The organism is Clostridium sp. CTA-6, from assembly GCF_054768115.1.
In genome coordinates this window covers 168,636-192,007 of record NZ_BAAAAU010000008.1, presented here as the reverse complement: position 1 = coordinate 192,007, position 23,372 = coordinate 168,636, and the positions used below count along the sequence as shown (strand labels likewise).

The following is a 23,372-nucleotide window of genomic DNA, read 5'->3' as shown; positions in this document are numbered from 1 at the left end:
AATGTGGAATTAAAAATAAGTGGATTTACCAAAACAGAAAATAATTTAGTTACTAAAAAGGCAACTAACCAAAGTGAAAAATCTTATTCCTTTAATGAAGTGTTAAACAATATATCTTCTAATAAAAATAAAAATATTAGTACAAAACAGGATATTAAGCAAGATAATAAAAACTATTTAATTAAAGATGAAAACATAAATAATAAAGATAACAGTATGATATCAAAATTAAACAAAGAAGATATACAAAAAATAAAGGATAAATTAGCAGAACAAGGTTTTTCTAAAGAGGAATTAGATTCTATAAAATCTTTAAAGGATTTAAAGAATTTAGTAGAAAAGATTAAAGATGCTGGAGATTTAGATAGCTTTGTAGCTTTAGTTAACTCTATATTACAATGTTTATATTCTGGACAGAATGTAAAATTAGGTAAAGAATTAGAACAAAATTTAGATAAATTAAAAGTTTTACTGAATAATTTATCTGAAGGTAATGGTAACAAAGAACAATTACTAATGGAGATAAAAGATATTTTGGGTGAAGAATTTAATAAGCTAAATCTTACAGATAAAAATTCATTAGATAAAGACTTATTAGAAACTTTTTCAAATAAACTTCAGACACAAATTGAAAAAGAACCTAATGCAGAAAAAGTAAGCCTTTTAAAAAATATTAAAAGTGAAATGGAAAATATTTTGAAGGAAGAATCTAATAATAATAAATTATCTGTAGAGCCTAAAATAAATGTGGATGAACCATTAGTATTAGAGGAAGAAATTGATTCTTCTAATTTAAAAGAAAATACTTCTAAAGAAGATAAACTTTTAAAGGGACTTTTAGAGGATAAAGAACAGTCAGCAGGAGAAAAAATAAATAAAGCTGTTAATTTTATGTCTCATCTTAAAAATTCTACGGACATAAATGAATTATCTTCAAAGGAAGCTTTAGGCAATTTAGTAATCAATAGGAATACTATGAATGCTGACATAATCAAATCTATAAAATATATGGAATTAAATAATGTAAAAGATTTAACAGTAAAAATAATGCCAAAAGAACTAGGAGAAGTGTTTATAAAACTAACTATGGAAGGTGGCATTATGAAAGCTAATATAGGAGCAACTACAAAGGAAGCCTATAATTTATTAAATGCCAATATGCAATTAATAGAAGACAAGCTTCAGAATTCTGGTATAAAAGTTCAAGAACTTTCACTAAACATATACAACGAAGATACAACATTTTTTAAACAGGGCAATGAAAAAGGGAAAAATAGTAATCCATCAAAATCAGGAAATAAAGAGAATTTATCATCCATGGATGAAATACCAGAAGAAGAAGATATAAGCACTATAGATAGAAATGTAAATATCTTAGCTTAATATTAAAAAATGGAATGGAGGTGTAATATATGCCAACAACAATTAATTCAAATTATTCACCTTATACCGGTAAAACTAATGATGAGAATAAAAAAGAAACGGATAAAAAAGAAGAGGAAAAAGGCATAATAGAGAGAACACAAGAAAATACTGGTATTAAGACTGATAGAGGTACTAGAATTGTTAAAAAAGGACAAGATCTTGATAAAAATGCTTTTTTTAAGATATTAGCTGCAGAACTTGCCAATCAAGATCCTACTAACGCAAAGGATGGTACAGAATATGTATCTCAATTGGCACAATTTTCATCTTTAGAGCAAATGGCTAATTTAAATAGCATGATGAAATTAACAGGAGCTTCTAATTTCATAGGCAAAGTGGTTTTACTTAGAAGGTTTGATGAACAGGGCAATCAATATGCAGGAATAGTAAGAAATGTAATAAAAAATGGTGATGAAATCAAATTAAGCATAGAGTATGCTCCAGGAAAAGTTGGAGAATTTGCTATGGAAGACGTATTAAACATTACAGATGATATAAATGAAAATTCTAAATACAATAATGATTTATTAAATGCTGTAAGTTTAATAGGAAAAAATGTACTAATGGATGATGGAAAAGAAAAAATAACTGGAGTAGTAAAAGGTGTAGTTAGAAATGGTTTAGGAGTAAGCATTAAAGTTACTATAACAAAAGATGGAAAAGAACAAGATATATATGTACCATTTGAATATGTAACAAATGTTCAAGAAGATGGTGACTTTGGTGATATTGAAAAGCCGGATGAAAAACCAGATGAAAAACCAGTAGACCCATCTGATCCTTCTGAGGGAGATGGAAATAAAAATGAGGTAGAAGAAAAAAAATAAGGGTGTGAAAGAATATGTCATTTAAAATTATAAATGGTAAATTACATTTAATAGAAGATTATAATTACGCATCCTTAAAAAATAAAAATATTAAAACTGAACATAAAGTAGGAAGCTTTGAAGAGGTATTAAATAAAAAGTTAGATAATACTGATAAAGCTAACAAAAAAAATAGGGAAGAAAGTTTTATAATATCAAAGCATGCCTTTGATAGGCTAAAATCTAGAAATATAAACCTATCAGAAGAAGATATGATGGGTATAAACAAAGCTATAAATATAGCTGATAAGAAGGGAAGCAGGGAGTGCTTAATATTATGCAAGGATGCAGCTTTAATAACCTCTATAAAAAATAGAACTATAATAACGGCTATGACAAAGGAAGAAAGTAAGGATAATGTTTTTACAAATATAGATAGTGCGGTAATAATATAAGCTGGACCTTTTTAGGAAGCTTTACTTTGTGGAATGAGGGAGACAAAGTTATTACCCCTTAAAAAATTGGAGGAATTTTATATGTTAAGATCAATGTATTCAGGTATAAGTGGGCTTAAAGCACAACAAACGAGATTAGATATAGTAGGTAATAATATAGCCAATGCTAACACTACAGCCTTTAAATCTCAAAGTATTAGATTTCAAGATATGCTAAGCCAAAATATGTCTAGTGCCACAGGACCAAGTGCCAATTTAGGAGGTACAAACCCAAGGCAAGTAGGATTAGGTGTACAAGTAGCTGGTATATTCACTAAATTTACTACAGGAAACATGCAAACTACAGGAAGAAATTTAGATATGGCTATAGATGGACCAGGATTTTTTATAGTAGGAAAAGGAAAATTCTCAGATACAACTACCATAAGTACCAGTGGTGATGATGAAGGAGCTATCAATGGAGGGACTATGGAAGTATCTTTTACAAAGGACGGTTCTTTTAATTTAGATGAAGATGGAAGTCTTATAACTTCAGATGGTCTTAGAATAATGGGGTATGCTATAGATAGTGCAGCTATTACTAAAGATGCAACAACAGGTAAAATCAAAGTAGGTTTTAAAAATGCAGATGAAGATCCAAAAGCGGATGCTACTAAATTAGTTCCTTTAGCTATACCAGACGAGATAGAAAAAGGTTCTGAAAAGGTTAGAGTTCAATCCTTTACAATTGATAAGGATGGTCTTATAGTAGCTTCATTAGTAGATGGTACATCAGCAGCTCTAGGTCAAATAGCAATGGCTTCTTTTAAGAATGAGGGTGGATTGGAAAAGATGGGTAAGAATTTATACAGAAATTCTGCAAATTCTGGAGAAGCTATAATTAGAAGTGGACGTGGAACTGATGCGGATAAGGATAACAGTAAAGGCTATGGAGATATGCTTAATGGTATGATTGAAATGTCTAATGTAGACTTAGCAGAAGAATTTACAGAAATGATAGTGGCTAACAGAGCCTTCCAAGCTTGCGGTAAGATGATAACCACAGGGGATGAAATACTTCAAGAACTAGTTAACTTAAAGAGATAATAGTTTAATAGATAAAGGTTAACTTAACAGAAATAAAAAATAATGTAATAGTTAATAGGTAAAACTATTAACTATTACATTAAACATAAAAAACAAGAATTTTTAAAACTTTAACTAACAAAGGGGTGTTTGTAATGATTCAGCTTACAGGTATGAACCGAGAAAGTTTTACTTTAAATGCAGAACACATTGAAAAAATTGAACAGGTACCAGAAAGTTTGATTACTTTAGTAAATGGGAAAAAGTATATAGTTATAGAAACACCAGATGAAATAATAAAAAAAGTTAAAAAGTACAAAAGTGACATAATCACTTTAGGCATACAGGGGGAGTTTAGGAAATGAAGAAGAGAGATATATTAACACCTATAGGACTTGTTCTTTGTTTTGGATTAGTTATATGGGGAATGTCTACAGGTGGATCTAATCTTAAAGTGTTTTGGGATTTAGCGTCCGTATTTATAACCATAGGTGGATCTCTAACAGCTATGTTAATTACCTATCCTATAGATGAATTTAAGAGACTTTTTGTAGTTATAGTACAGACATTTAAAGATAATGGAATGTCTAATATAGATGTTATTCAAAACTTTGTAGATTTATCTAGAAAGGCTAGAAGAGAAGGTCTTCTTTCACTAGAAGATGCTATAAATAATTTAACTGATGATTATATGAAAAAGGGCTTAAGAATGGTAGTAGATGGTATAGAACCAGAAACTATAAGGGAAATTATGGAGCTTGAAATAGATGAAATGGAAAAAAGACATAAATCAGGAGCAGACATGCTTAAAACCTGGGGAGGATATTCACCAGCCTTTGGTATGATAGGTACACTAATAGGGCTTATACAAATGCTTGCGAATCTTACAGACTCTAGTACTATAGCTTCAGGTATGGGAAAAGCTCTTATAACTACATTCTATGGTTCTGTAATGGCAAATATGGTATTTAATCCTATGGGAGCAAATTTAATGTTTAAAAGTGGAGTAGAAGCTACCACAAGGGAAATGGTATTAGAAGGAGTTTTAGCAATTCAATCAGGAGTTAACCCAAGAATAATGGAAGAAAAGCTAGTTAGTTATCTTTCACCAACAGAAAGACAAGCTTATAGTAAAGTACAAGTATCTGGGGAAGGAGTAGCTCAAAATGGCTAGGAGAAATAAAAAAGGTGGTGGAGGAGACGAAATAAGAGGTGATGAATGGCTTGCAACCTTTTCCGACACCATAACCTTATTGTTAACTTTCTTTATATTACTTTATTCTTTTTCCAGTGTAGACGCTCAAAAGTTTCAACAAGTGGCCTCTGCTATGCAGGTAGCCATGACAGGTCAATCTGGAAATACCATTGTAGATTATAATTTAAAAAATGGAGATGTACCTTTAGTAGGAGAAACAACTAAACTTGGAAGAGAAACAGGTTCTGATGCAAAATCTGATTCAAAGGAAGTATATAATGAAGTAAATAAATTTGTAGATAAAAATAATCTTAAATCTTCTGTGGAAGTAAAAGAAGATGGTAGGGGAGTTATAATACAACTTAGAGACAATGTACTTTTTGAAATAGGTAGAGCTGATATTAAGCCACAAAGTAAACAAATAATGGATAAAATAAATGGTTTAATAGCAACACTACCAAATGAAGTAATCGTAGAGGGACATACAGACAATGTACCTATTAAAAATGAAGTATATGGCTCAAATTGGGAGTTGTCTACAGCTAGAGCAGTTAATGTTTTAAGATATTTTGTTGAAACTAAAAAACAAAATCCAGTAAGATTTACCGCAGCAGGATATGGAGAATATAGACCAATAGCTCAAAATAATTCTGATGTAAATAAGGCAAAGAATAGAAGGGTAAATATAGTTATAGTTTCAAAAGAAAAGGAGAGTAGCAAAAAATGAGCGAAAAAAATGTAGAAAAAAAAGATAGCAGTTTTAAAAAAATAATAATAATAGTTGTTGTTTTAGTTATAATAGGCGCAGGAGCTTTTGGAGGATACATGCTTTTTGCAAAGAATAAGAAAAGTGCTAATAGTACTAATCAAATGCCTGTAAACAATACTAATGTTATAAATTCTCAGCAAACTAATAATGGAATGTATCCACAACAGGTAGTAGTTTCATCTAAAACTTACTCTTTAGATGAATTTTTAGTTAATTTAGCAGATGAAGATGGAAAAAGATTTGTAAAAGCAAAGATTTTTATAGGTTATGAAGAAAAAAAATTAGCTAAAGAATTAGAAACAAAGAAACCTATATTAAGGGATGCGGTTATAGGCGTTTTAAGGTCTAAGAAAGCTGCAGATATAAATCCTAAAAATATTGATAAAATAAAAGTAGAAATTATAAATAAGATTAGTCCTATGCTCGAAAAAGGGAGAATTAACAGTATCTATTTTGATGATTTAATAGTACAATAGAAAATGTAAAAATAATATAAATTTTAAAAGCTTTTAATAAAAGTAATTTTAAGTGTTGAAGGGACATAGTTATGGATATGGAATTTATTGGAATAATTTTTAAAACTATTTTTGCCTTGGCTTTAGTGCTTTTACTTTTGTATTTATCATTAAAGCTGGGAGGAGAAAAGCTTCAAAAATTTCAAAATGGAAAATATATAAAAGTTTTAGAAAGGGTTCCACTATCAAAAGAAAATTTTGTATGTGTAGTTAAAATAGGTGAAAAAGCCTATATTATGACTTCAACTCCTCATAGTATAGAAAAAATAACAGAATTATCTAAAGATGACACAGATAAAATAGAGAATTTAAAAATTCAATCTATACCACAGTATAATGGTTTAAAAGAATTCTTAGAAAAAAAAGAGTTAAATAAAATCTATGATAAACTTAAGTTAAATAAGCTAAAAAAGGAAGATAAATATGAAGAAAAGAAATAATAGAATAATGTTTATGGTTTTACTAGCTTTAGGTATAGTGTTTTTTTATTCCGTGAAAGCCTATGCAGCCCCACAAAATACCCTGCCTATACCCAAAATAAATATTTCTGTAGATAATGCTAATAATCCAACGGAGTATGTAGATAATATAAAGTTATTAATAATGTTAACTGTATTAACATTATTGCCATCTTTTATAGTAATGATGACAAGCTTTGTAAGAACAATTGTGGTATTTGGATTTTTAAGAAATGCTATGGGAACACAACAATCTCCACCTAATCAGGTAATGATTGGTCTTGCACTTTTTTTAACTTTATTTATAATGCGGCCCGTATATACTGAAATAAATACTAAGGCTATACAGCCTTATATGAAAAATAAAATTACTCAAGAGCAGGCAGTGGAAATAGGAGCCAAGCCCCTTAGACAATTTATGTTGAAGCAAACAAGACAAAAGGACTTAAAATTATTTGTAGATTTAGGCAAGCCAAATTTTAAGGTAACTAAAGATAATGCGCCTTTGGATATAGTAGTACCTGCATTTATAATAAGCGAACTTAAGACAGCTTTTCAAATAGGATTTTTATTATTTATTCCATTTTTAATTATAGATTTGGTAGTAGCGAGTGTGCTTATGTCTATGGGTATGTTTATGCTACCACCGGTTATGATATCTCTACCTTTTAAACTTTTGTTGTTTGTAATGGTAGATGGATGGTACCTTCTGGTGAAATCTTTAGTAATGAGTTTTGGTTAGGGGTGACTTAAATGAGCGAGAATATGGTTATGGGTATTATAAAAGATGCTATTCAAACAGGTCTTTTAGTATCTGCTCCTATTTTGACAATATCTATATTAGTAGGTCTTATAATAAGTATATTTCAAGCTACAACACAGATTCAGGAACAAACATTAACTTTTGTTCCAAAGCTTATAGCTGTAGCTTTAGTAGGTCTTTTAACTGGTAGCTGGATGTTACATCAATTATTAGCTTTTACAGAAAGAATTTTTGCAATGATAACTCAGATTATAAAGTGAGGAAAGTAGAAAATATGCTAGGAGAGGATTTCTTTGATAAGTGCAGCCTATGCTACAGCCATAATTTTAATTTCTTTTAGGCTTTTTATTTTTTTTAGTATGGTACCTATATTTTTCCCAAAGGGTACTCCTGTAATAGGAAAGGTTTCTTTAGCTTTGATTATAGCTTATATGTTAGTTGGTTCTATAGATATTAGTAGCATAAATACTATAAATAATTCCACTGCATTAATATTTAATATTGTAAATGAGATTTTAGCAGGAGCCATTTTAGGATATATAACTAATGCTGCTTTTGTCTGTGCAAGATATGCTGGCAACATGATGGATCTTCAGGTAGGATTCTCTATGATGACTATGTTTGATCCTAGCACTAATAGTAATGTAACCTTTTTAGAGAGAATATTATATTGGTTTAGTACCATTGTATTTTTTTTAATAGATGGTCATCATATGCTTATACGGGCTTTAGTAGAAAGCTTCAATGTTATAAAATTAGGAGCATTTTTCCTAAATCAAGAGGGTATAAAACACGTCATAAATGTTTTTATACAATATTTTTACATAAGTATTAAAATAGCAGTACCTATTGTATTTATTATACTTATAACGGACTTAACTCTAGGGTTAGTAGCTAGAACAGTGCCTCAATTAAATATAATGATTTTAGGACTTCCCATTAAAATACTAGTGGGACTTACTGCTTTTGTATTTGCATTACCTTTGTTTTTGAAAGTTTTAAACTCTGCTTTTGGGATGCTACCAGATGCTATAAGAGGTTTTTATAAAACTATACCTGTTTTAATTATTTTTGCATCAGAAGAAAAGACAGAGGAAGCAACCCCTCGTAAAAAAATGGATGCAAGAAAAAAAGGGCAAGTAGCTAAAAGTAAAGAATTAGCCCTTGCATTTACATTATTAGCTTGTACTCTAGTGCTAGTAGCACTGGGAGAATATGGAGCTAATGAACTTAAAGAAACTATGGCAGGATTTTTAAATAATTATCTTAACATGGAATTAAACTACAATAATTTGAATTCTTTAGCTATATTAACGGTTTTACGGGTAGGTAAAATAGTTTTACCTGTAGCTTTACCAATTATGTGTTTTGGTATAGCTGCTAATTATTTGCAAACAGGATTTTTATTTACTAAAGAACCCTTAAAACCAGATTTTAAAAAATTAAACCCTATAAATGGTTTTAAAAGAATGTTTTCACTAAGAACTGTAATGGAACTTTTAAAAGATTTGACTATAATAACTGTTGTTGGGATTGTGGGCTATAAATTTTTAAAGGATAATTATTTAAAAATATTAAATTTAGGAACCTTAAGACCTTGGTATATGATAACAGGACTTTTATCCCTTGCTATATCTATATTTTTTAAGATAACTTTGATTATGCTTTTTATATCTGTAGCAGATTATGTGTATCAAAAATACCAATATAATAAGGACTTAAAAATGACAAAGCAAGAGGTTAAAGAAGAATACAAACAAGATGAAGGAGATCCTCAAATTAAATCAAAAATAAAACAAAAACAAAGAGAAATGGCTATGCAAAGAATGATGCAGGAAGTTCCTAAAGCTACAGTAGTAGTTACAAATCCTACCCACATAGCTGTAGGACTAAGGTATGAAAAAGGAGATTCTGCACCTAAAGTTGTAGCTAAAGGAGCAGATTACGTAGCTATAAAAATAAAAGATATAGCTAAAAATAATGAAGTACCTGTAATAGAAAATAAGCCTTTAGCAAGGCTAATATATGAAAAGGTAGAAATTGATTCAGAAGTACCACAGGATATGTATGAAGCAGTAGCGGAAATATTAGCTATAGTTTATACTTTAAAAAAGAAAAAATAAACTAGGTATACAAAATGAGGTGATTTAGTGGAAAGTACTAATAATAGATTTAAAATAAAAAATAATATAGATATTATTGCAGCTTTTGGAGTTGTAGGGATTGTATTAATGATAATAATACCTCTTCCTTCTGGACTTTTAGATGTACTTTTAGCTCTTAATATAACTCTTTCTGTGGTTATAATTTTGATTACTATGTTTACCACAGAAGTTCTTCAGTTTTCATCTTTTCCCACATTACTATTAATAACTACTCTTTTTAGATTAGGACTCAATATTTCCTCTACTAGACTTATACTAAGGGATGCCTATGCAGGAAAAATAATAGAAACCTTTGGAAGTCTTGTTACAGGAGGAAATTATGTTATAGGTATAATAATATTTCTTATTATAGTTATAATACAATTTGTAGTTATAACTAGTGGTGCGTCAAGAGTATCAGAGGTTTCTGCTAGATTTACTTTAGATGCTATGCCAGGAAAACAAATGAGTATAGATGCAGATTTAAATGCAGGCCTTATAGATGAACAAGGAGCAAAAGAAAAAAGGCAAAATCTTCAAAAAGAAGCGGATTTTTATGGATCTATGGATGGTGCTTCTAAGTTTGTAAAGGGAGATGCGGTAGCAGGACTTATAATAACTTTTATAAATATAATTGCAGGTATAATAATAGGAGTTGTTATGCTGAAAATGGATATAGGTACAGCAGCTCAAACTTATATAAGACTTACTATAGGGGATGGACTTGTAGGACAAATACCGGCTCTTTTAATATCTACAGCATCCGGTATATTAGTTACTAGATCTGGAAGTGACGAAAATTTGGGAACGGTTCTTAGTAAACAATTAACAGGGTTCCCAAAGGTTTTAGCTATAGCATCTGTAGTACTTTTATTTTTAGCTATGATTCCAGGGCTTCCTCATTTGGCTTTTTTAATATTAGCTATAGCTAATGCAGTGGCTGCTTATCTTTTATTCAAAGAAGCAAAAGAACAGGTTATTATACAGGAAGAAGCTCAGCAAATGGAGATTACAGAAATAGAAAGTAAAGAACCAGAAAACGTTATGAATCTAGTATCTGTAGAACCTATGGAAGTAGAAATAGGATATGGACTTATACCTTTAGCAGATGAATCCGCAGGAGGAGATCTTCTTCAGAGAATAACTTCTGTAAGAAGACAATGTGCTATTGAGATGGGGGTAGTAGTCCAACCCATAAGGATAAGAGATAACTTGCAGCTTAAAACTAATGAATATATAATAAAAATTAGAGGAACAACCATAACAAAGGGAGAACTTATGCCTAATATGCTTCTTTGTATGGATCCTACAGGAGAAGTAGAAATACCAGGAATAAAGGGAATAGAACCAGCCTTTGGACTTCCAGCCGTATGGATTAATAAAGACCAAAGAGAAGAGGCAGAACTTAAAGGCTTAACGGTGGTAGATCCTACTACAGTTATGGTTACTCATTTAACTGAAATAATAAAGAATCATTCCTATGAACTTTTAGGAAGACAGGAAGTAAAATTAATATTAGATTCTATGAAGGAAAAATACAGTGCGGTTACAGAGGAACTTATACCAGATCTTATGACTATAGGAGAAATTCAAAAGGTTCTTCAAAATCTATTAAAAGAAAGAGTATCCATAAAGGATATGGTTACTATATTAGAATCTTTGGCGGATAATTCTAGAAATACAAAAGATATAGAGGTTCTAACAGAGTATGTGAGATTTTCTTTAGCTAGAAGTATATGCAACCCACTAATAGATGAAAATGGAGCTTTAACCGTAATAACTTTAGATCCAAGTATTGAGCAAACTATAAACAATAATATACAAAAATCTATGCAGGGTTCTTTTCCTGCTTTAGATCCAGATACTACTAGCAGTATACTAAATGGATTAAAGCAAAAATTAGACGAAGTATATTTTTATAATAATCAAGCAGTAGTTTTGGTGTCACCAAATATAAGACCAGCTTTTAGAAGGCTTATAGAGATGGTATTTCCAGCAGTGAACGTACTTTCTTTAAATGAAGTACCTAACGATGTGGAAATAAGAACTGAAGGAGTGGTTACACTATAATGAAAATAAAAAAATATGTAGTTAATGATATGAATGAAGCTATGACTAGAATTCGTTATGAACTTGGAACAGATGCTATAATAATAAGTCAAAGAAAAGTAAGAAAGGGAGGCTTTTTAGGCCTCTTTTCTAAAAAATCCTTAGAAGTTACTGCAGCTATAGATAATTATTCAAAGGAAAAAAAACACAATTCTAATACTGAAGATAAAATTAATAAGGAAAATAATATAGAAGTTATCAAAAAGATGATAGAAGAAAGAAATAATAATACTAAATATGACAACAATATAGATCATGATACCAATATATTAGATAGCTATAAGGAAATTTTGGAATCTAAAAGTAAAAGCTTTGAAAATAAGCGTTCTAAAGGGAAAGAGTTCACAGAAACAAAAGATTTAATGGATGAAATAAGAGATTTAAAGAAAATAGTTAAAGATATAGGAAAAAATGAAAAATCCTATGAAGATGAGAATTCCTCATTAGTGAATTTTTTTAAGGATCTGGACTTAGAAGAAGAATTTATTGAAAAAATAATAAAAAAAGTAGGTGATTTAGAGGATAATTTAGAGGAAAGAGAGAAAATAAAAAGAGTAATAGAAAACACTATAGATATCAGATCAAATTCTGTAGGTAAGGTTACTGTCCTGGTAGGGCCTACTGGTGTAGGTAAGACTACAACAATTGCAAAGCTAGCAGGTAAGCTTTCATTAATAGATAAAAAGAAAGTAGGTCTTATAACTATAGATACCTATAGAATAGGTGCAGTAGAACAACTAAAAACTTATGCAGATATTATGAATATTCCATTTAAAGTAGTGTTTTCTATAAAGGATATGGAAAAATCTATTATAGATTTAGACTATTGTGATGTTATATTAGTAGATACTACAGGTAGAAGTAGTAAAAATATGATGCAAATATCAGAGTTAAGGGCTTTTATAGAAAAAATAAAAGAAAAATCCGTGCATTTGGTAATAAATGCTTCTACTAAAAACAAGGATATAGAAACTATAATAAAAGGGTATACTATTTTAGAATATGAAAATATAATAATAACAAAGCTAGATGAAACTAGTACCTATGGTTCAATTTTAACTATATTAGATAAAGGTAAAAAACCTATTAGCTTTATAACTACAGGTCAAGATGTACCAGATGATATAAAGGAAGGAAACAAAGAAGAAATAGCAAAGATTGTATTAGGAGAGAATAAATTATGCTAGACCAGGCAGAAAAACTTAGGCAATTAGTAAATAATAAGGACAGAAGTGTAAATTCTCCTAAGATAATTACAGTAACATCTGGTAAAGGAGGAGTTGGGAAAAGTAATTTTGTAGTTAATTTAGCCATAACTCTTCAGAAAATGGGGAAAAAAGTATTAATATTAGATGCAGATATAGGTATGGGAAATGATGATGTATTAATGGGAGTTATGCCTAGATATAGTATATATGATATTATATTTAACAATAAAATTATAGAAGAGGTTTTAATAAAGGGGCCCTTCGGGGTTAAATTACTTCCCGCCGGTACTGCCATAACAAATTTAGAAGGTATAACTGAAGGTCAAATAGAAAGATTTATTAAAAATTTATCTACTTTAGAAGAATTAGACTATATAATAATGGATACAGGTGCAGGAGTAAATAGGAGTGTATTAGGATTTATTGCTTGTTCAGAGGAGCTTATAATTCTAACTACACCGGAGCCTACAGCTATAACAGATGCCTATAGTTTATTAAAAGCAGTATCCCATTTTAATATAAAACAAAAGGCAAAATTAGTTGTAAATAAAACTATAGATCAAGAAGATGGAAAAATTACCTATAATAAATTTAAAAATGCTGTAAATAGATTTTTACGTATAGATTTAGAGTATTTAGGATCTATACAAGAAGATAGAAAAGCAATACAGGCAGTTAGAAGACAAATACCTTTTATATTGGCATATCCAAGTTGTGATGCATCTAGGGATATAATTAATATTGCTAAAAATATATTAGGGAATGTTAAGAGTTATAATGATAATGTGAGCATAGAAGGATTTTTTAAAAAATTATTCAGTATATTTTCTTAGGGGGATGACTATTCTTGAATAATAAATATGAATTTAAAATTAATAATAAGGTAGAAATAGAGTGGGATGATGGTTACTATAAGAGTATTATACAGGATGTAAGTGAAGATACTATTTATATAACCATACCTGCTAATGAAGGTAAATATTTGCCACTAAACTATAATGATAAAATAACTGTTTTTTATTTTGATGGTGAAAAGATATTTAAGTTTAAAACTATAGTAACAGGAAGAAAAGTGGATAAAATATTGCTTATAGCCTTGAAAAGACCAGAGAAAATGAACAGAATCCAAAGAAGAAATTTTGTAAGAATAAGTTTAATTTTAAAAACTTATGCCGCATTAATAGATACTAAAAGAGACTTAAAAGAAATTTGTTATAGCAATAAATGTAATACTGAATTTGATTTTTTCGACGCTGATATTGTAGATATTAGTGGTGGTGGACTAAAACTTTCTACTAAAAAGGAAATAGAATTTGACGAAGAAATTATAGTAAATATTCCTTTTGAAAAGGAAAATATAGCTGTAAAAGGTAAAATAATTAGAAAGCAAAAGGAAAACGAAAAATATATTTATGGAGTTAAATTTTTAGATATAGATGTATTAACAAGAGAAAAAATAATAAAATTTATTTTTTCTAAAATGAGAAAACAAGTGCATAGGCTATAGAGGAGGATAGGTCATGGCAATAGCTGATAATAATTTATATGTTAAAGAAGAAATAGTAAAAAAATATATCCCTTTGGTTAAATATATAGCCTCTAGGGTGATAATCGGTAAAACTAAATATATAGAATATGAGGACTTAGTTAGCTATGGTATGATCGGATTGATGGATGCTTTAAATAAGTTTGATGAATCTAAAGGCATGAAATTTTCTACTTATGCATCCATAAGAATAAAAGGTTCTATGATAGATGAATTAAGAAGAAATAGCCCCATATCCAAAGGGGCTATGGACAAATTAAACAGATATAATGAAGCTATAGAAAGGCTTCAAAAGAAATTAAACAAAGAACCAAACTTAATACAAATAGCAGATGAGCTAAACATATCTTTAAAGGAAGTAAGCGAAATTGAAAATTATATAAATTATATATCAGTAATTTCCTTAGAGGATTTAATATTCTCGTCAGAGGATGAGGTACCACTTATAGGAACCATAAAGGATGATAAGAGCCCGAGTCCAGAAAAACATGTGGAAGAAAATGAACAATTAGATTATTTAGCTAAAGCCATAGAACTTCTCAATGAAAAGGATAGATTAGTAGTGACCTTATATTATTATGAAGAGCTAACTTTAAAAGAAATAGGAAAAATATTAAGTGTATCTGAATCTAGGGTGTGCCAGCTTCATAGTAGAGCTATAATCCATCTAAAGAAAGCTATGACTAAATTAAAATATAACTAAAAACCATATTAATAGGGAGAATAAGAAATGGTAGCTTTTTTATTAATTGTTATAGGATCAATACTTATATTCATAAATTTTAAAGCTATAAAAAAGGAAAAGGGTTCTTTTAGTGAAACTCTTAAAGGCAGTATTGAGAATATAGATGAATATAAGGAAGAAATAGGACTAATAAGAAAAGAATTTGCAGAAACCTTAATAGATGTTCAAAAAGAAATGGAATATTTAAAAAAAGAGCTAAATGTTTTAAAGCATACATACGAAAATAATATAGAAACAGAAGATTTCTATAAGAAAAATCATAGTACAAATTACCCTAAGGAAAGTGAGGGCAATTTATTACAACCTAAATACATAGATAACAAGAATGCTGAAAATATTTCCACGGAAATAAATAAAAAAAATATTCAAAAAGATATTTTAACAAATGATAATGATAAAAATAATTCTAAGGATGATAATAGTATAAAAGTTAATGAAGTACGTAAGCTCCTTGAAGAAGGACATGCTGTAGAGGAAATATGTGAGATTCTTAATATGGGTAAGGGGGAAGTAATATTAATAAAAGAATTATATTTAAAATAAAAGAAATTATTAATTTTCTTTCCGATAGAAAAATTTTAATAGGTATAGGTATAGGTATAATTTTAGGTACAACTGTTATGATTGGAGTTAAGATAAATTATAATTTAAGCAAAAGTCAAATAGAGAGCAAAGCTAGAGATTTGGGCATGGAATATCCCCAAGAAATGAAGGTTATAGACAAAACAAAAAAATAAATTATTTTTATATATTTAATTTTAAATATAAATTTATAAAGGAAAGTAAATGAGGTAGTGATAGTATGATAAGAAGTTTATATACGGCGGTTTCTGGTATGATATCTTTAGAAGCAAAGCAAGATACTATAAGCTCTAATTTATCTAATGCTTCTACAGTAGGTTACAAATCAACCAATTTAGCTTTTAAAAAGTTTGAAGATGTGTTAATGGAAAATTATGATAAAAAATTAGGAAATAAGAATATAAAGAATGTTATTGGTGGCTTGAGTATGGGAAATAAAATAGATGAAGTAAATAACTTATTTACTCAAGGCATTATTCAAGATACAGGAAAGCCTACAGATTTTGCATTAGAAGGAAGAGGTTTTTTTACTATAGAAAATAACGGAAGAAATTATTATACAAGAGATGGGCATTTTCATGTAGATACTAGAGGATATTTAGTAAATGATTCAGGATACAATGTAATGGGGATGAATAGAAATACAGGAGCCAGAGAGGCTATATTTGTAGGGAATAAAACAATTGGTACAGATGCTAGTGGAAATATAAGTTTAAATGGAGTACCTTCTTATAGTTTTCAAGTAGCAGATTTTAATGATTATAATTCATTAAAAAAGATAGGAGACAACTTATTCGAAGGAAATAATCCTCAAAACATAAATGGAATAGTAAGACAAAATTCATTGGAGAAATCTAATGTAAATGTAACTAATGAAATGGTAAATATGCTAACAACAATGAGAAGTTTTGAAACAAATCAAAAAATGGTACAAGCAATAGATGAAACTTTAGGAAAAACAGTTAATGAAGTTGGAGCAGCAAGGTAAAATAAATTAAGATGATTAATTATAAAATGTTTAAAGGGTGATGATTTTGTTAAGAGCTTTATGGAACAGTAAATCAGGATTAATAGCACAACAAAATAAATTAGATTCTATATCTAATAATTTAGCTAATGTAAATACTGTGGGATATAAAAGGGAAGATGTATCCTTTCAAGAATTAGTTCAGGAAACTTTAAAAAGAAAGGGGTATCCAACTTCGGATAGACCAGAAATTCAAACAGGAACAGGAGTTAAGGCTACTAATTGGATAAGAGATACCCATCAACAAGGAATACTTTTAAACACGGGCAATAAAACAGATTTGGCTATAGATGGACAAGGTTTCTTCAGAGTAATAATGCCAGATGGCAATTATGCCTATGAAAGATCAGGTAATTTTGTCATAGATAGAAATGGAATGTTAGTAGATGAAAATGGTAATAGGTTAGAAATACAGTTGCAACAACCAGCAGGTAGTCAAATTTTAAATAGAATAGGTGGATTTAACAAAAATAATATAAATATAGCTGAAGATGGATCTATTTCTGCAAAAGATGTAGATGGAATAAATAAAATGATAGGTAAAATTAATATATATAATGCAGTAGGTTCTGAGGCTTTTGTATCTATAGGAAGAAATTTGTATATTCCTCAAGAAGGGGTTAATGTTTTTGTTAATAATGATGTAAGTATGCTTCAAGGATTTTTAGAAAATTCTAATGTGGATGCAGGTAAGGAAATGACAGAAATGATAATAACTCAAAGAGCCTTTGAACTAAGCTCAAGAGGTATTAAAACAGCAGATGAGATGTGGGGCATAGTAAATAATCTGAGAAAATAAAGTAAAATTTAATTTACTTTGAGTTTTTACCATATCTTAATTTTAGTTGAGCTAATTTAGGAACTTTAGAATTGTGAAGTCTAGGATAAAAATTTAATATTAAACAAAAAAAGCTATGAAATATAGATTTGATTCTTCTATTTCATAGTTTTTTATTTCTTATTTTAGAATAAATAGGAAATGATCTAGTTTAAAATAGATTTAATTTTAATATAGCAAATATAAAAAATACAATCAATAAACATATGAATAAGATTTAGTAGTTCTTAATTTGGTAGAATTAAAAATTTTTTCTGTAAACAAATAAAAAATTAATCATATAATATGTTGTAAGGAATTATATTTAAAGTATAAGGTTAATAATAATTTATAGGGGGATTTATAATGAATAGTAATATATATGACAGAAAAAAGCACTCATATAAGAATAGACCCTATTATTGTCCTATAAACAACATGTGGTTTTATCCATATATGTATATGAACCCATATACATCTTATATGGTTAACCCTTTTATGACTCCATATATGGATCCTTATATGAATGCATATATCACTCCTTCATATTATAGAAATATATGTTCCTGTAATGATAGAGCTCAATGTGAAGCTACTAGAGTTTATGATGAAAATAATTATAATTTTACAAAGGAAGATATATATGCAAATCAATATGAAGAAGAAAAGAAAAAAATATATTACGAAGAAGATTCTTTAGATGATATAGTAATATTTAATGAAAAGGACAGAAATGAACATAATGAAAAAGAAGAAAAATTAGATAAGGCACAACAGAATACTTTTGATTCAGATTCAAAATCTACTTTTACAGAAAAAAAAGATATACAGTTAGAGGAAGTTGGTAAAAGAGAAGAAATAGATGAATCAAGAGAAAAAGAATCATATAGGTCAGTAAAAATAAATATGAGAAAGGTACCTTTAAAAGAAATAACAGATTAGAGTGGTCTTTTTGCACATTGAAAGGTTTTAATTTGATATGATAAGTTTTTAAAAGAGGAGATGTCAAACTAAAATTAAATTCGTTTTGATATCTCCTCTTTTAAATGAACAAGCTAATTATTTATTTTCTATTGCATTGGTAATTGGTGGTATTACTTGTTTTTTTCTTGATAATACTCCCTCAGCATATAAAGAATTATCTTTGCCTAATGATTTTCCAAAGGCTGAAGCTATAGTTTCTTTTTTAGGTCCTACAACATATATATAAGAACCTTCCTTTAATAGGTCAGTTAATACTAAAACTAAACCTTCATAGCTTTCCTTTTTTATCTTTGTTTCCATTAAAGCTAACATATCTTCTTTTAGTGGATCAAAGCTTGAAGGATCCATAGTAGATACTTGAGATACGCCTATTTTTCCTCCACCTATAGTAAAATTCTTAAAGTCTTCATGGAATAACCCTTCTACAGTTTTCCCTTTTAAGGATGTACCTGCTTTAAACATTTCTACAGAATAGTTTTTAGGATCTATTTCTGCTATTTTAGCTAATTTACCTAATATTGTTTTATCTAATTCTGTGGAAGTTGGTGATTTAAATAATAATGTATCAGATATAATTGCAGAGGCTAATACACCGGCTATTTCTTTTGATGGTGTAATATTATTTTCAAAGAACATATTTGCAATTATAGTAGATGTACTTCCCACCGGTTGATTTCTAAAGAATATAGGGGATGCAGTATTAACTCCACCTATTCTATGATGATCTATTATTTCCATTATTTCAGCTTCTTCTAAACCTGGTACAGATTGACCCATTTCATTATGGTCTACTAATATAACCTTTTTCTTTTTAGGGGATATTAAATGATATCTTGAAATAGTTCCTACTATTTTATTATTTTGGTCTACTACAGGATAGCTTCTAAATCTTGTTTTTAACATAACTTCTTTAATATCTTCTACAAAATTAGAAAGTTTGAAACTTATTATATCAGAAGAAGTCATAATATAGCTAACAGGTATGCTTTGAGTTATAAGCACTGATGTTGTAAAGGTATCTTCCTTTGATACTAATATAGAGCATCCTAAATCTTTTGCTTTATTTAATATTTTATCTGATACTTTATGGGAACCTGTAACAACTAATAGATGCGCTTTGCAATCTAAAGCAGTTTCTTGAGCATCCTCTCTGTTTCCCAGGATAACTATATCTCCTTCTTTAACATAATTTTTAATATCCTTAGCTTCCATAGCAGCTACTACTAAATTACCTATAAATTTTTGTTTTTCTTCTTTCTTATAATAAACTTTAGCATTTAAAGTATCTATAATATCTTCTATATTAGCATTACTTTTAGCTAATATGTCCTTTTGCCATACTCCCATATAAGTAGAGCTTATATTAGATAAGGAAGCTAGACCAATTAATTTACCTTCTTCATCCTGTACAGGTAAGGTTTTAACATTATTTTCTTCCATTATAGTCCAAGCTTTTTTTAAAGATAAATCCTTAGATATAGGAGTAACTTTATCTATATCTAAATCAGAAACTTGAGTTTTTACTGTATCTATAAGAGTTGGAGCTTCAACGTTAAAATAATCTAAAACAAATTTTGTTTCGTTGTTTAACTCTCCAAGTCTTCCAGATACTATGTTTTTATAACCTAATTGTTTTTTTAAATCTGCATAGCCTAAAGAGGCACAGATGGAGTCAGAATCAGGATTTCTATGTCCTGTTATATAAATAAGGTCTTTCATTTAAATTTCCTCCTAATGATATTTTATATAATAAATTTCAGTATTAACTATTTTATCACAAAAATGAACATTAAGTTCAAATTTCTAAATTTTATTAATATTTAAAAATATTGTTTTTTTTCATAGCTTCAGATTATGTATCATATATTATTATATAAAAATATATAGTTGTACTTCAATATGTAATATAAATAATTAATATCTTTATAAACAGAGTTCTTGGCTTCAGAGGGAGTTTTTACTCCCTCTAAAGCTTAGAAATCGTTATCCAGGGACATAGCCGCTCTTTACTCCCACTTTGAAAAAGATGGGAGTATTAGAGCGGATAGTCATCGGATAAAGAGAGTATTTGATATGTATATTATATAGGATATCTACAATTTTTAGTAAAGATTTAATAAAATTCATTTGTTTAAGTTAAAAAATATTCATAAAGTGCATCAATATTAATTATACATAATATAAGAAAATAGGTTAAGGGGGAATTAAAGTAATGAATGAGTCTAAAATAGATTTATATAGGGGACTTACCACAAGAGAAGCGCAAAGGCGCATTAAAAAATATGGACCCAATGTTTTAAAGAAGAAGAAAAAAGTATCTCCTTTCAAAATATTTCTAGAACAGTTTAATGATTTTATTATATGGGTATTAATAGCGGCTACTTTAATATCAGGATTTATGGGAGAAAAAGCAGATGCTATAACTATACTTATTATAGTTATAATGAATGCTATATTAGGATTTGTACAGGAATTTAAGACAGAAAAATCCCTAGAGGCATTAAATGAATTATCTTCTCCTACAGCTAAGGTTATAAGGGATTCTAGTGTAAAGGTTATAAATGCAGAAGAACTTGTTATAGGTGATTTGGTTATTTTAGAAAGTGGAGATAGAATACCAGCAGATTGTATATTAGTAGAACAGAGTAGTTTTATGGTGGATGAATCTCTTTTAACCGGTGAATCTGTAGGTGTGGAAAAAAATAGTAATTCTAAAAATAGTAGTATTTATATGGGTACTGTTGTTTTAAAGGGAAGAGCAAAGGCAAAGGTTGTAGAAACAGGCATGGGTACAGAAATGGGGAAAATAGCAGAAATGTTAGATGACATACAGGTGGAAAAATCTCCACTAAAAGAAAAACTGTCCTACTTGGGAAAAGTTCTTGTAGTTCTATGCATTATAATATGTGTTATTGTAACTTTAACGGGTATATGGAGAGGACAAGATAAATATGAAATGTTCCTTCTAGGAGTAAGCTTAGCAGTAGCAGCTATTCCTGAAGGACTTCCTGCTATAGTAACGGTAGCCTTAGCCTTAGGAGTATCTAGAATGCTTAAAAGGAATGCTTTAGTTAGAAAGTTACCTGCTGTAGAAACTTTAGGATGTACATCTATTATATGTTCAGATAAGACCGGTACTTTAACAGAAAATAATATGACTGTTAAAAAGATGTATTATGATAATAAGATTTATAATTTAGACAATAAAAATTTTCCAGAGAATTTAATACTAAAGAAAATCTTTACTTATTGTAATGACTTTAATTTGGATATGAAGGAAAAAGATATAAATAAGAGTGTGCTAGGAGATCCTACAGAAACTGCTCTTGTTAAAGCTCTTTTTAGGGGTAAAAATGAAATAAAAAGTTTTACAGACAAAGGTAGAAGAATTTATGATAATCCCTTTGATTCTGATAGAAAAATGATGTCTGTTATAGTACAAGATGGAAGTGGTGAAACCTGCTACGTAAAAGGTGCTCCAGAAAGAGTTATAAAAAAATGCAAATATATTTTAATTAACGGAGAAATAGAGGAATTAACAGATAAACATAGACATGAGGTAGAGAGAGCTATAGAAAAAATGTCCTATGAAGCATTACGTTGCATAGCAGGAGCTTATAAAAGAGAGGGACTTACAAGAAGTGCATCTTTGGAAAAGGATCTAATATTTGTAGGAGTAGCAGGTATAATAGATCCCCCAAGAAGAGAAGTTAAAGATGCAGTATTAAAATGTAAAATGGCAGGTATAAAACCTATAATGATAACTGGAGATCATAAAAATACTGCCTATGCTATAGGGAAAGAACTAGATATTTGTAAAAGTGAAAAAGAGGTTTTGCAGGGAGAGGAGATAGATAAATTAAATGATAAAGAGTTAAATAAAAAATTGGACACTATTACAGTATTTGCAAGGGTTAGTCCTAATCATAAATTGAGAATAGTAAAAGAATTTAAAAATAAAAATAAAATCGTGGCAATGACAGGAGATGGGGTAAACGATGCTCCAGCAGTTAAGGAGGCAGATATAGGTATATCTATGGGTATAACTGGCACTGATGTAACAAAAGAAGCCTCTTCTATGATTTTATTAGATGATAATTTTGCAACTATTGTAGCTTCAGTAGAAGAAGGAAGAGTTATATATGATAATATAAGAAAGTTTATAAGATATTTACTTTCCTGTAACTTAGGAGAAGTTTTGACTATGTTTATAGCTTCACTTTTGTATTTACCAACACCGTTACTTCCAATACAAATATTATTTGTAAATTTAGCTACAGATGGACTTCCAGCCATAGCTTTAGGTGTAGATCCTGCAGATACAGATATAATGAGTGAAAAACCTAGACCTAAAATGGAAGGGATATTTGCAAGAGGATTAAAAGAAAAAATAATTATAAGAGGTTCTTTAATTGGGGTTTGCACTGTACTTTCTTTTATGGCAGGGTCTTATTATGGATTCACCTTAGAGACTTGTAGAACATTAGCTTTAAGTACACTTATAATGTCACAACTTATACATGTTTTCGAATGTAGATCTGAAAGGCATTCTATATTTGAAATTAAATATTTTACTAATATATATTTAGTGGGAGCGGTAGCAATATCTGTAGCTATGCTTATAAGTATTTTATATATACCTTTTATGCAGAATATATTCCATACAGTTGCTCTTAATTTAGCTCAATGGCTTATAGTGATTTTTTTCTCTGGAACCATTGCATTTATAAATAGTCTTTATTTATATATAAAAAAATAA

Annotated in this window: 23 protein-coding genes; 22 read left to right on the top strand and 1 reads right to left on the bottom strand. The window is 29.1% G+C overall.

The window, feature by feature from the left end; translation table 11 throughout:
- Nucleotides 1-3: 3 nt before the first annotated feature.
- From ACYUDJ_RS13965 to ACYUDJ_RS13865, 21 genes are all read left to right on the top strand, one after another.
- Nucleotides 4-1,383 (top strand): flagellar hook-length control protein FliK, encoded by a 1,380-nt coding sequence (locus tag ACYUDJ_RS13965; RefSeq protein WP_043032149.1) that lies wholly within the window; start codon nucleotides 4-6, stop codon nucleotides 1,381-1,383.
- 29 nt (nucleotides 1,384-1,412) lie between these two features.
- A complete protein-coding gene (locus ACYUDJ_RS13960; RefSeq protein ID WP_003484493.1) occupies nucleotides 1,413-2,252 on the top strand; it encodes a flagellar hook assembly protein FlgD in 840 nt (279 codons plus the stop codon).
- A gap of 14 nt (nucleotides 2,253-2,266) precedes the next feature.
- Entirely contained in the window at nucleotides 2,267-2,686 is a 420-nt protein-coding gene (locus ACYUDJ_RS13955) for a TIGR02530 family flagellar biosynthesis protein (RefSeq protein WP_003484496.1), read from the top strand.
- An 81-nt stretch (nucleotides 2,687-2,767) separates the two neighbouring features.
- Nucleotides 2,768-3,772 (top strand): flagellar hook-basal body complex protein, encoded by a 1,005-nt coding sequence (locus ACYUDJ_RS13950; protein WP_042384573.1) that lies wholly within the window; start codon nucleotides 2,768-2,770, stop codon nucleotides 3,770-3,772.
- Between the two features lie 134 nt (nucleotides 3,773-3,906).
- Nucleotides 3,907-4,116, top strand: coding sequence for a flagellar FlbD family protein (locus ACYUDJ_RS13945; RefSeq protein ID WP_003484498.1), 210 nt, complete (start codon nucleotides 3,907-3,909; stop codon nucleotides 4,114-4,116).
- Nucleotides 4,113-4,925 (top strand): motility protein A, encoded by an 813-nt coding sequence (locus tag ACYUDJ_RS13940; RefSeq protein ID WP_003484500.1) that lies wholly within the window; start codon nucleotides 4,113-4,115, stop codon nucleotides 4,923-4,925. Before ACYUDJ_RS13945 ends, ACYUDJ_RS13940 begins: the two co-directional genes overlap by 4 nt.
- On the top strand, nucleotides 4,918-5,673 hold the full coding sequence (locus tag ACYUDJ_RS13935) for a flagellar motor protein MotB (RefSeq protein WP_003484501.1): 756 nt from the start codon (nucleotides 4,918-4,920) through the stop codon (nucleotides 5,671-5,673). Before ACYUDJ_RS13940 ends, ACYUDJ_RS13935 begins: the two co-directional genes overlap by 8 nt.
- On the top strand, nucleotides 5,670-6,191 hold the full coding sequence (locus ACYUDJ_RS13930) for a flagellar basal body-associated FliL family protein (RefSeq protein WP_003484503.1): 522 nt from the start codon (nucleotides 5,670-5,672) through the stop codon (nucleotides 6,189-6,191). Before ACYUDJ_RS13935 ends, ACYUDJ_RS13930 begins: the two co-directional genes overlap by 4 nt.
- A 71-nt stretch (nucleotides 6,192-6,262) precedes the next feature.
- The gene (gene fliO / locus ACYUDJ_RS13925; RefSeq protein ID WP_003484505.1) at nucleotides 6,263-6,670 is read left to right on the top strand and encodes a flagellar biosynthetic protein FliO; all 408 of its coding nucleotides are present in this window, start codon (nucleotides 6,263-6,265) and stop codon (nucleotides 6,668-6,670) included.
- Nucleotides 6,654-7,430: a flagellar type III secretion system pore protein FliP gene (fliP, locus tag ACYUDJ_RS13920; protein WP_003484507.1), complete on the top strand. Its 777-nt coding sequence runs from the start codon at nucleotides 6,654-6,656 to the stop codon at nucleotides 7,428-7,430. The genes fliO and fliP overlap by 17 nt, the downstream gene beginning before the upstream one ends.
- An 11-nt stretch (nucleotides 7,431-7,441) precedes the next feature.
- On the top strand, nucleotides 7,442-7,711 hold the full coding sequence (fliQ, locus tag ACYUDJ_RS13915; protein ID WP_003404514.1) for a flagellar biosynthesis protein FliQ: 270 nt from the start codon (nucleotides 7,442-7,444) through the stop codon (nucleotides 7,709-7,711).
- 33 nt (nucleotides 7,712-7,744) lie between these two features.
- The gene (locus ACYUDJ_RS13910; protein WP_043032148.1) at nucleotides 7,745-9,574 is read left to right on the top strand and encodes a fused FliR family export protein/FlhB family type III secretion system protein; all 1,830 of its coding nucleotides are present in this window, start codon (nucleotides 7,745-7,747) and stop codon (nucleotides 9,572-9,574) included.
- Nucleotides 9,575-9,601: 27 nt separating this feature from the next.
- Nucleotides 9,602-11,665, top strand: a complete 2,064-nt coding sequence (gene flhA, locus ACYUDJ_RS13905; RefSeq protein ID WP_043032147.1) for a flagellar biosynthesis protein FlhA — start codon at nucleotides 9,602-9,604, stop codon at nucleotides 11,663-11,665.
- On the top strand, nucleotides 11,665-12,891 hold the full coding sequence (flhF, locus tag ACYUDJ_RS13900) for a flagellar biosynthesis protein FlhF (RefSeq protein ID WP_043032146.1): 1,227 nt from the start codon (nucleotides 11,665-11,667) through the stop codon (nucleotides 12,889-12,891). Before flhA ends, flhF begins: the two co-directional genes overlap by 1 nt.
- A complete protein-coding gene (locus tag ACYUDJ_RS13895) occupies nucleotides 12,885-13,745 on the top strand; it encodes a MinD/ParA family protein (RefSeq protein ID WP_043032145.1) in 861 nt (286 codons plus the stop codon). Before flhF ends, ACYUDJ_RS13895 begins: the two co-directional genes overlap by 7 nt.
- Before the next feature lie 14 nt (nucleotides 13,746-13,759).
- A complete protein-coding gene (locus tag ACYUDJ_RS13890) occupies nucleotides 13,760-14,419 on the top strand; it encodes a flagellar brake protein (protein ID WP_003484513.1) in 660 nt (219 codons plus the stop codon).
- Between the two features lie 13 nt (nucleotides 14,420-14,432).
- On the top strand, nucleotides 14,433-15,161 hold the full coding sequence (locus ACYUDJ_RS13885) for a FliA/WhiG family RNA polymerase sigma factor (RefSeq protein ID WP_003484514.1): 729 nt from the start codon (nucleotides 14,433-14,435) through the stop codon (nucleotides 15,159-15,161).
- 27 nt (nucleotides 15,162-15,188) lie between these two features.
- Nucleotides 15,189-15,746: a hypothetical protein gene (locus tag ACYUDJ_RS13880; RefSeq protein WP_003484515.1), complete on the top strand. Its 558-nt coding sequence runs from the start codon at nucleotides 15,189-15,191 to the stop codon at nucleotides 15,744-15,746.
- Between the two features lie 259 nt (nucleotides 15,747-16,005).
- Complete coding sequence (locus ACYUDJ_RS13875; RefSeq protein WP_003484516.1) at nucleotides 16,006-16,773, top strand: flagellar basal-body rod protein FlgG; 768 nt, start codon at nucleotides 16,006-16,008, stop codon at nucleotides 16,771-16,773.
- Nucleotides 16,774-16,819: 46 nt separating this feature from the next.
- Complete coding sequence (locus ACYUDJ_RS13870) at nucleotides 16,820-17,611, top strand: flagellar basal-body rod protein FlgG (RefSeq protein WP_043032144.1); 792 nt, start codon at nucleotides 16,820-16,822, stop codon at nucleotides 17,609-17,611.
- 384 nt (nucleotides 17,612-17,995) lie between these two features.
- Complete coding sequence (locus ACYUDJ_RS13865; protein WP_043032143.1) at nucleotides 17,996-18,571, top strand: hypothetical protein; 576 nt, start codon at nucleotides 17,996-17,998, stop codon at nucleotides 18,569-18,571.
- 117 nt (nucleotides 18,572-18,688) lie between these two features.
- On the opposite strand, the gene ACYUDJ_RS13860 is transcribed toward ACYUDJ_RS13865, so the two are convergent.
- On the bottom strand, nucleotides 18,689-20,332 hold the full coding sequence (locus ACYUDJ_RS13860; protein ID WP_003484519.1) for a putative manganese-dependent inorganic diphosphatase: 1,644 nt from the start codon (nucleotides 20,330-20,332) through the stop codon (nucleotides 18,689-18,691).
- Between the two features lie 493 nt (nucleotides 20,333-20,825).
- Between ACYUDJ_RS13860 and ACYUDJ_RS13855 the strand changes: the two genes are divergently transcribed.
- A complete protein-coding gene (locus tag ACYUDJ_RS13855; RefSeq protein WP_003484520.1) occupies nucleotides 20,826-23,372 on the top strand; it encodes a calcium-translocating P-type ATPase, SERCA-type in 2,547 nt (848 codons plus the stop codon).

Coding starts and splice junctions, on each gene's coding strand:
- ACYUDJ_RS13960 (WP_003484493.1), top strand. CDS start 1,413: ATGCCAACAACAATTAATTCAAATTATTCACCTTATACCGGTAAAACT.
- ACYUDJ_RS13955 (WP_003484496.1), top strand. CDS start 2,267: ATGTCATTTAAAATTATAAATGGTAAATTACATTTAATAGAAGATTAT.
- ACYUDJ_RS13950 (WP_042384573.1), top strand. CDS start 2,768: ATGTTAAGATCAATGTATTCAGGTATAAGTGGGCTTAAAGCACAACAA.
- ACYUDJ_RS13945 (WP_003484498.1), top strand. CDS start 3,907: ATGATTCAGCTTACAGGTATGAACCGAGAAAGTTTTACTTTAAATGCA.
- ACYUDJ_RS13940 (WP_003484500.1), top strand. CDS start 4,113: ATGAAGAAGAGAGATATATTAACACCTATAGGACTTGTTCTTTGTTTT.
- ACYUDJ_RS13935 (WP_003484501.1), top strand. CDS start 4,918: ATGGCTAGGAGAAATAAAAAAGGTGGTGGAGGAGACGAAATAAGAGGT.
- ACYUDJ_RS13930 (WP_003484503.1), top strand. CDS start 5,670: ATGAGCGAAAAAAATGTAGAAAAAAAAGATAGCAGTTTTAAAAAAATA.
- fliO (WP_003484505.1), top strand. CDS start 6,263: ATGGATATGGAATTTATTGGAATAATTTTTAAAACTATTTTTGCCTTG.
- fliP (WP_003484507.1), top strand. CDS start 6,654: ATGAAGAAAAGAAATAATAGAATAATGTTTATGGTTTTACTAGCTTTA.
- fliQ (WP_003404514.1), top strand. CDS start 7,442: ATGAGCGAGAATATGGTTATGGGTATTATAAAAGATGCTATTCAAACA.
- flhF (WP_043032146.1), top strand. CDS start 11,665: ATGAAAATAAAAAAATATGTAGTTAATGATATGAATGAAGCTATGACT.
- ACYUDJ_RS13895 (WP_043032145.1), top strand. CDS start 12,885: ATGCTAGACCAGGCAGAAAAACTTAGGCAATTAGTAAATAATAAGGAC.
- ACYUDJ_RS13885 (WP_003484514.1), top strand. CDS start 14,433: ATGGCAATAGCTGATAATAATTTATATGTTAAAGAAGAAATAGTAAAA.
- ACYUDJ_RS13880 (WP_003484515.1), top strand. CDS start 15,189: ATGGTAGCTTTTTTATTAATTGTTATAGGATCAATACTTATATTCATA.
- ACYUDJ_RS13875 (WP_003484516.1), top strand. CDS start 16,006: ATGATAAGAAGTTTATATACGGCGGTTTCTGGTATGATATCTTTAGAA.
- ACYUDJ_RS13865 (WP_043032143.1), top strand. CDS start 17,996: ATGAATAGTAATATATATGACAGAAAAAAGCACTCATATAAGAATAGA.
- ACYUDJ_RS13860 (WP_003484519.1), bottom strand. CDS start 20,332: ATGAAAGACCTTATTTATATAACAGGACATAGAAATCCTGATTCTGAC.
- ACYUDJ_RS13855 (WP_003484520.1), top strand. CDS start 20,826: ATGAATGAGTCTAAAATAGATTTATATAGGGGACTTACCACAAGAGAA.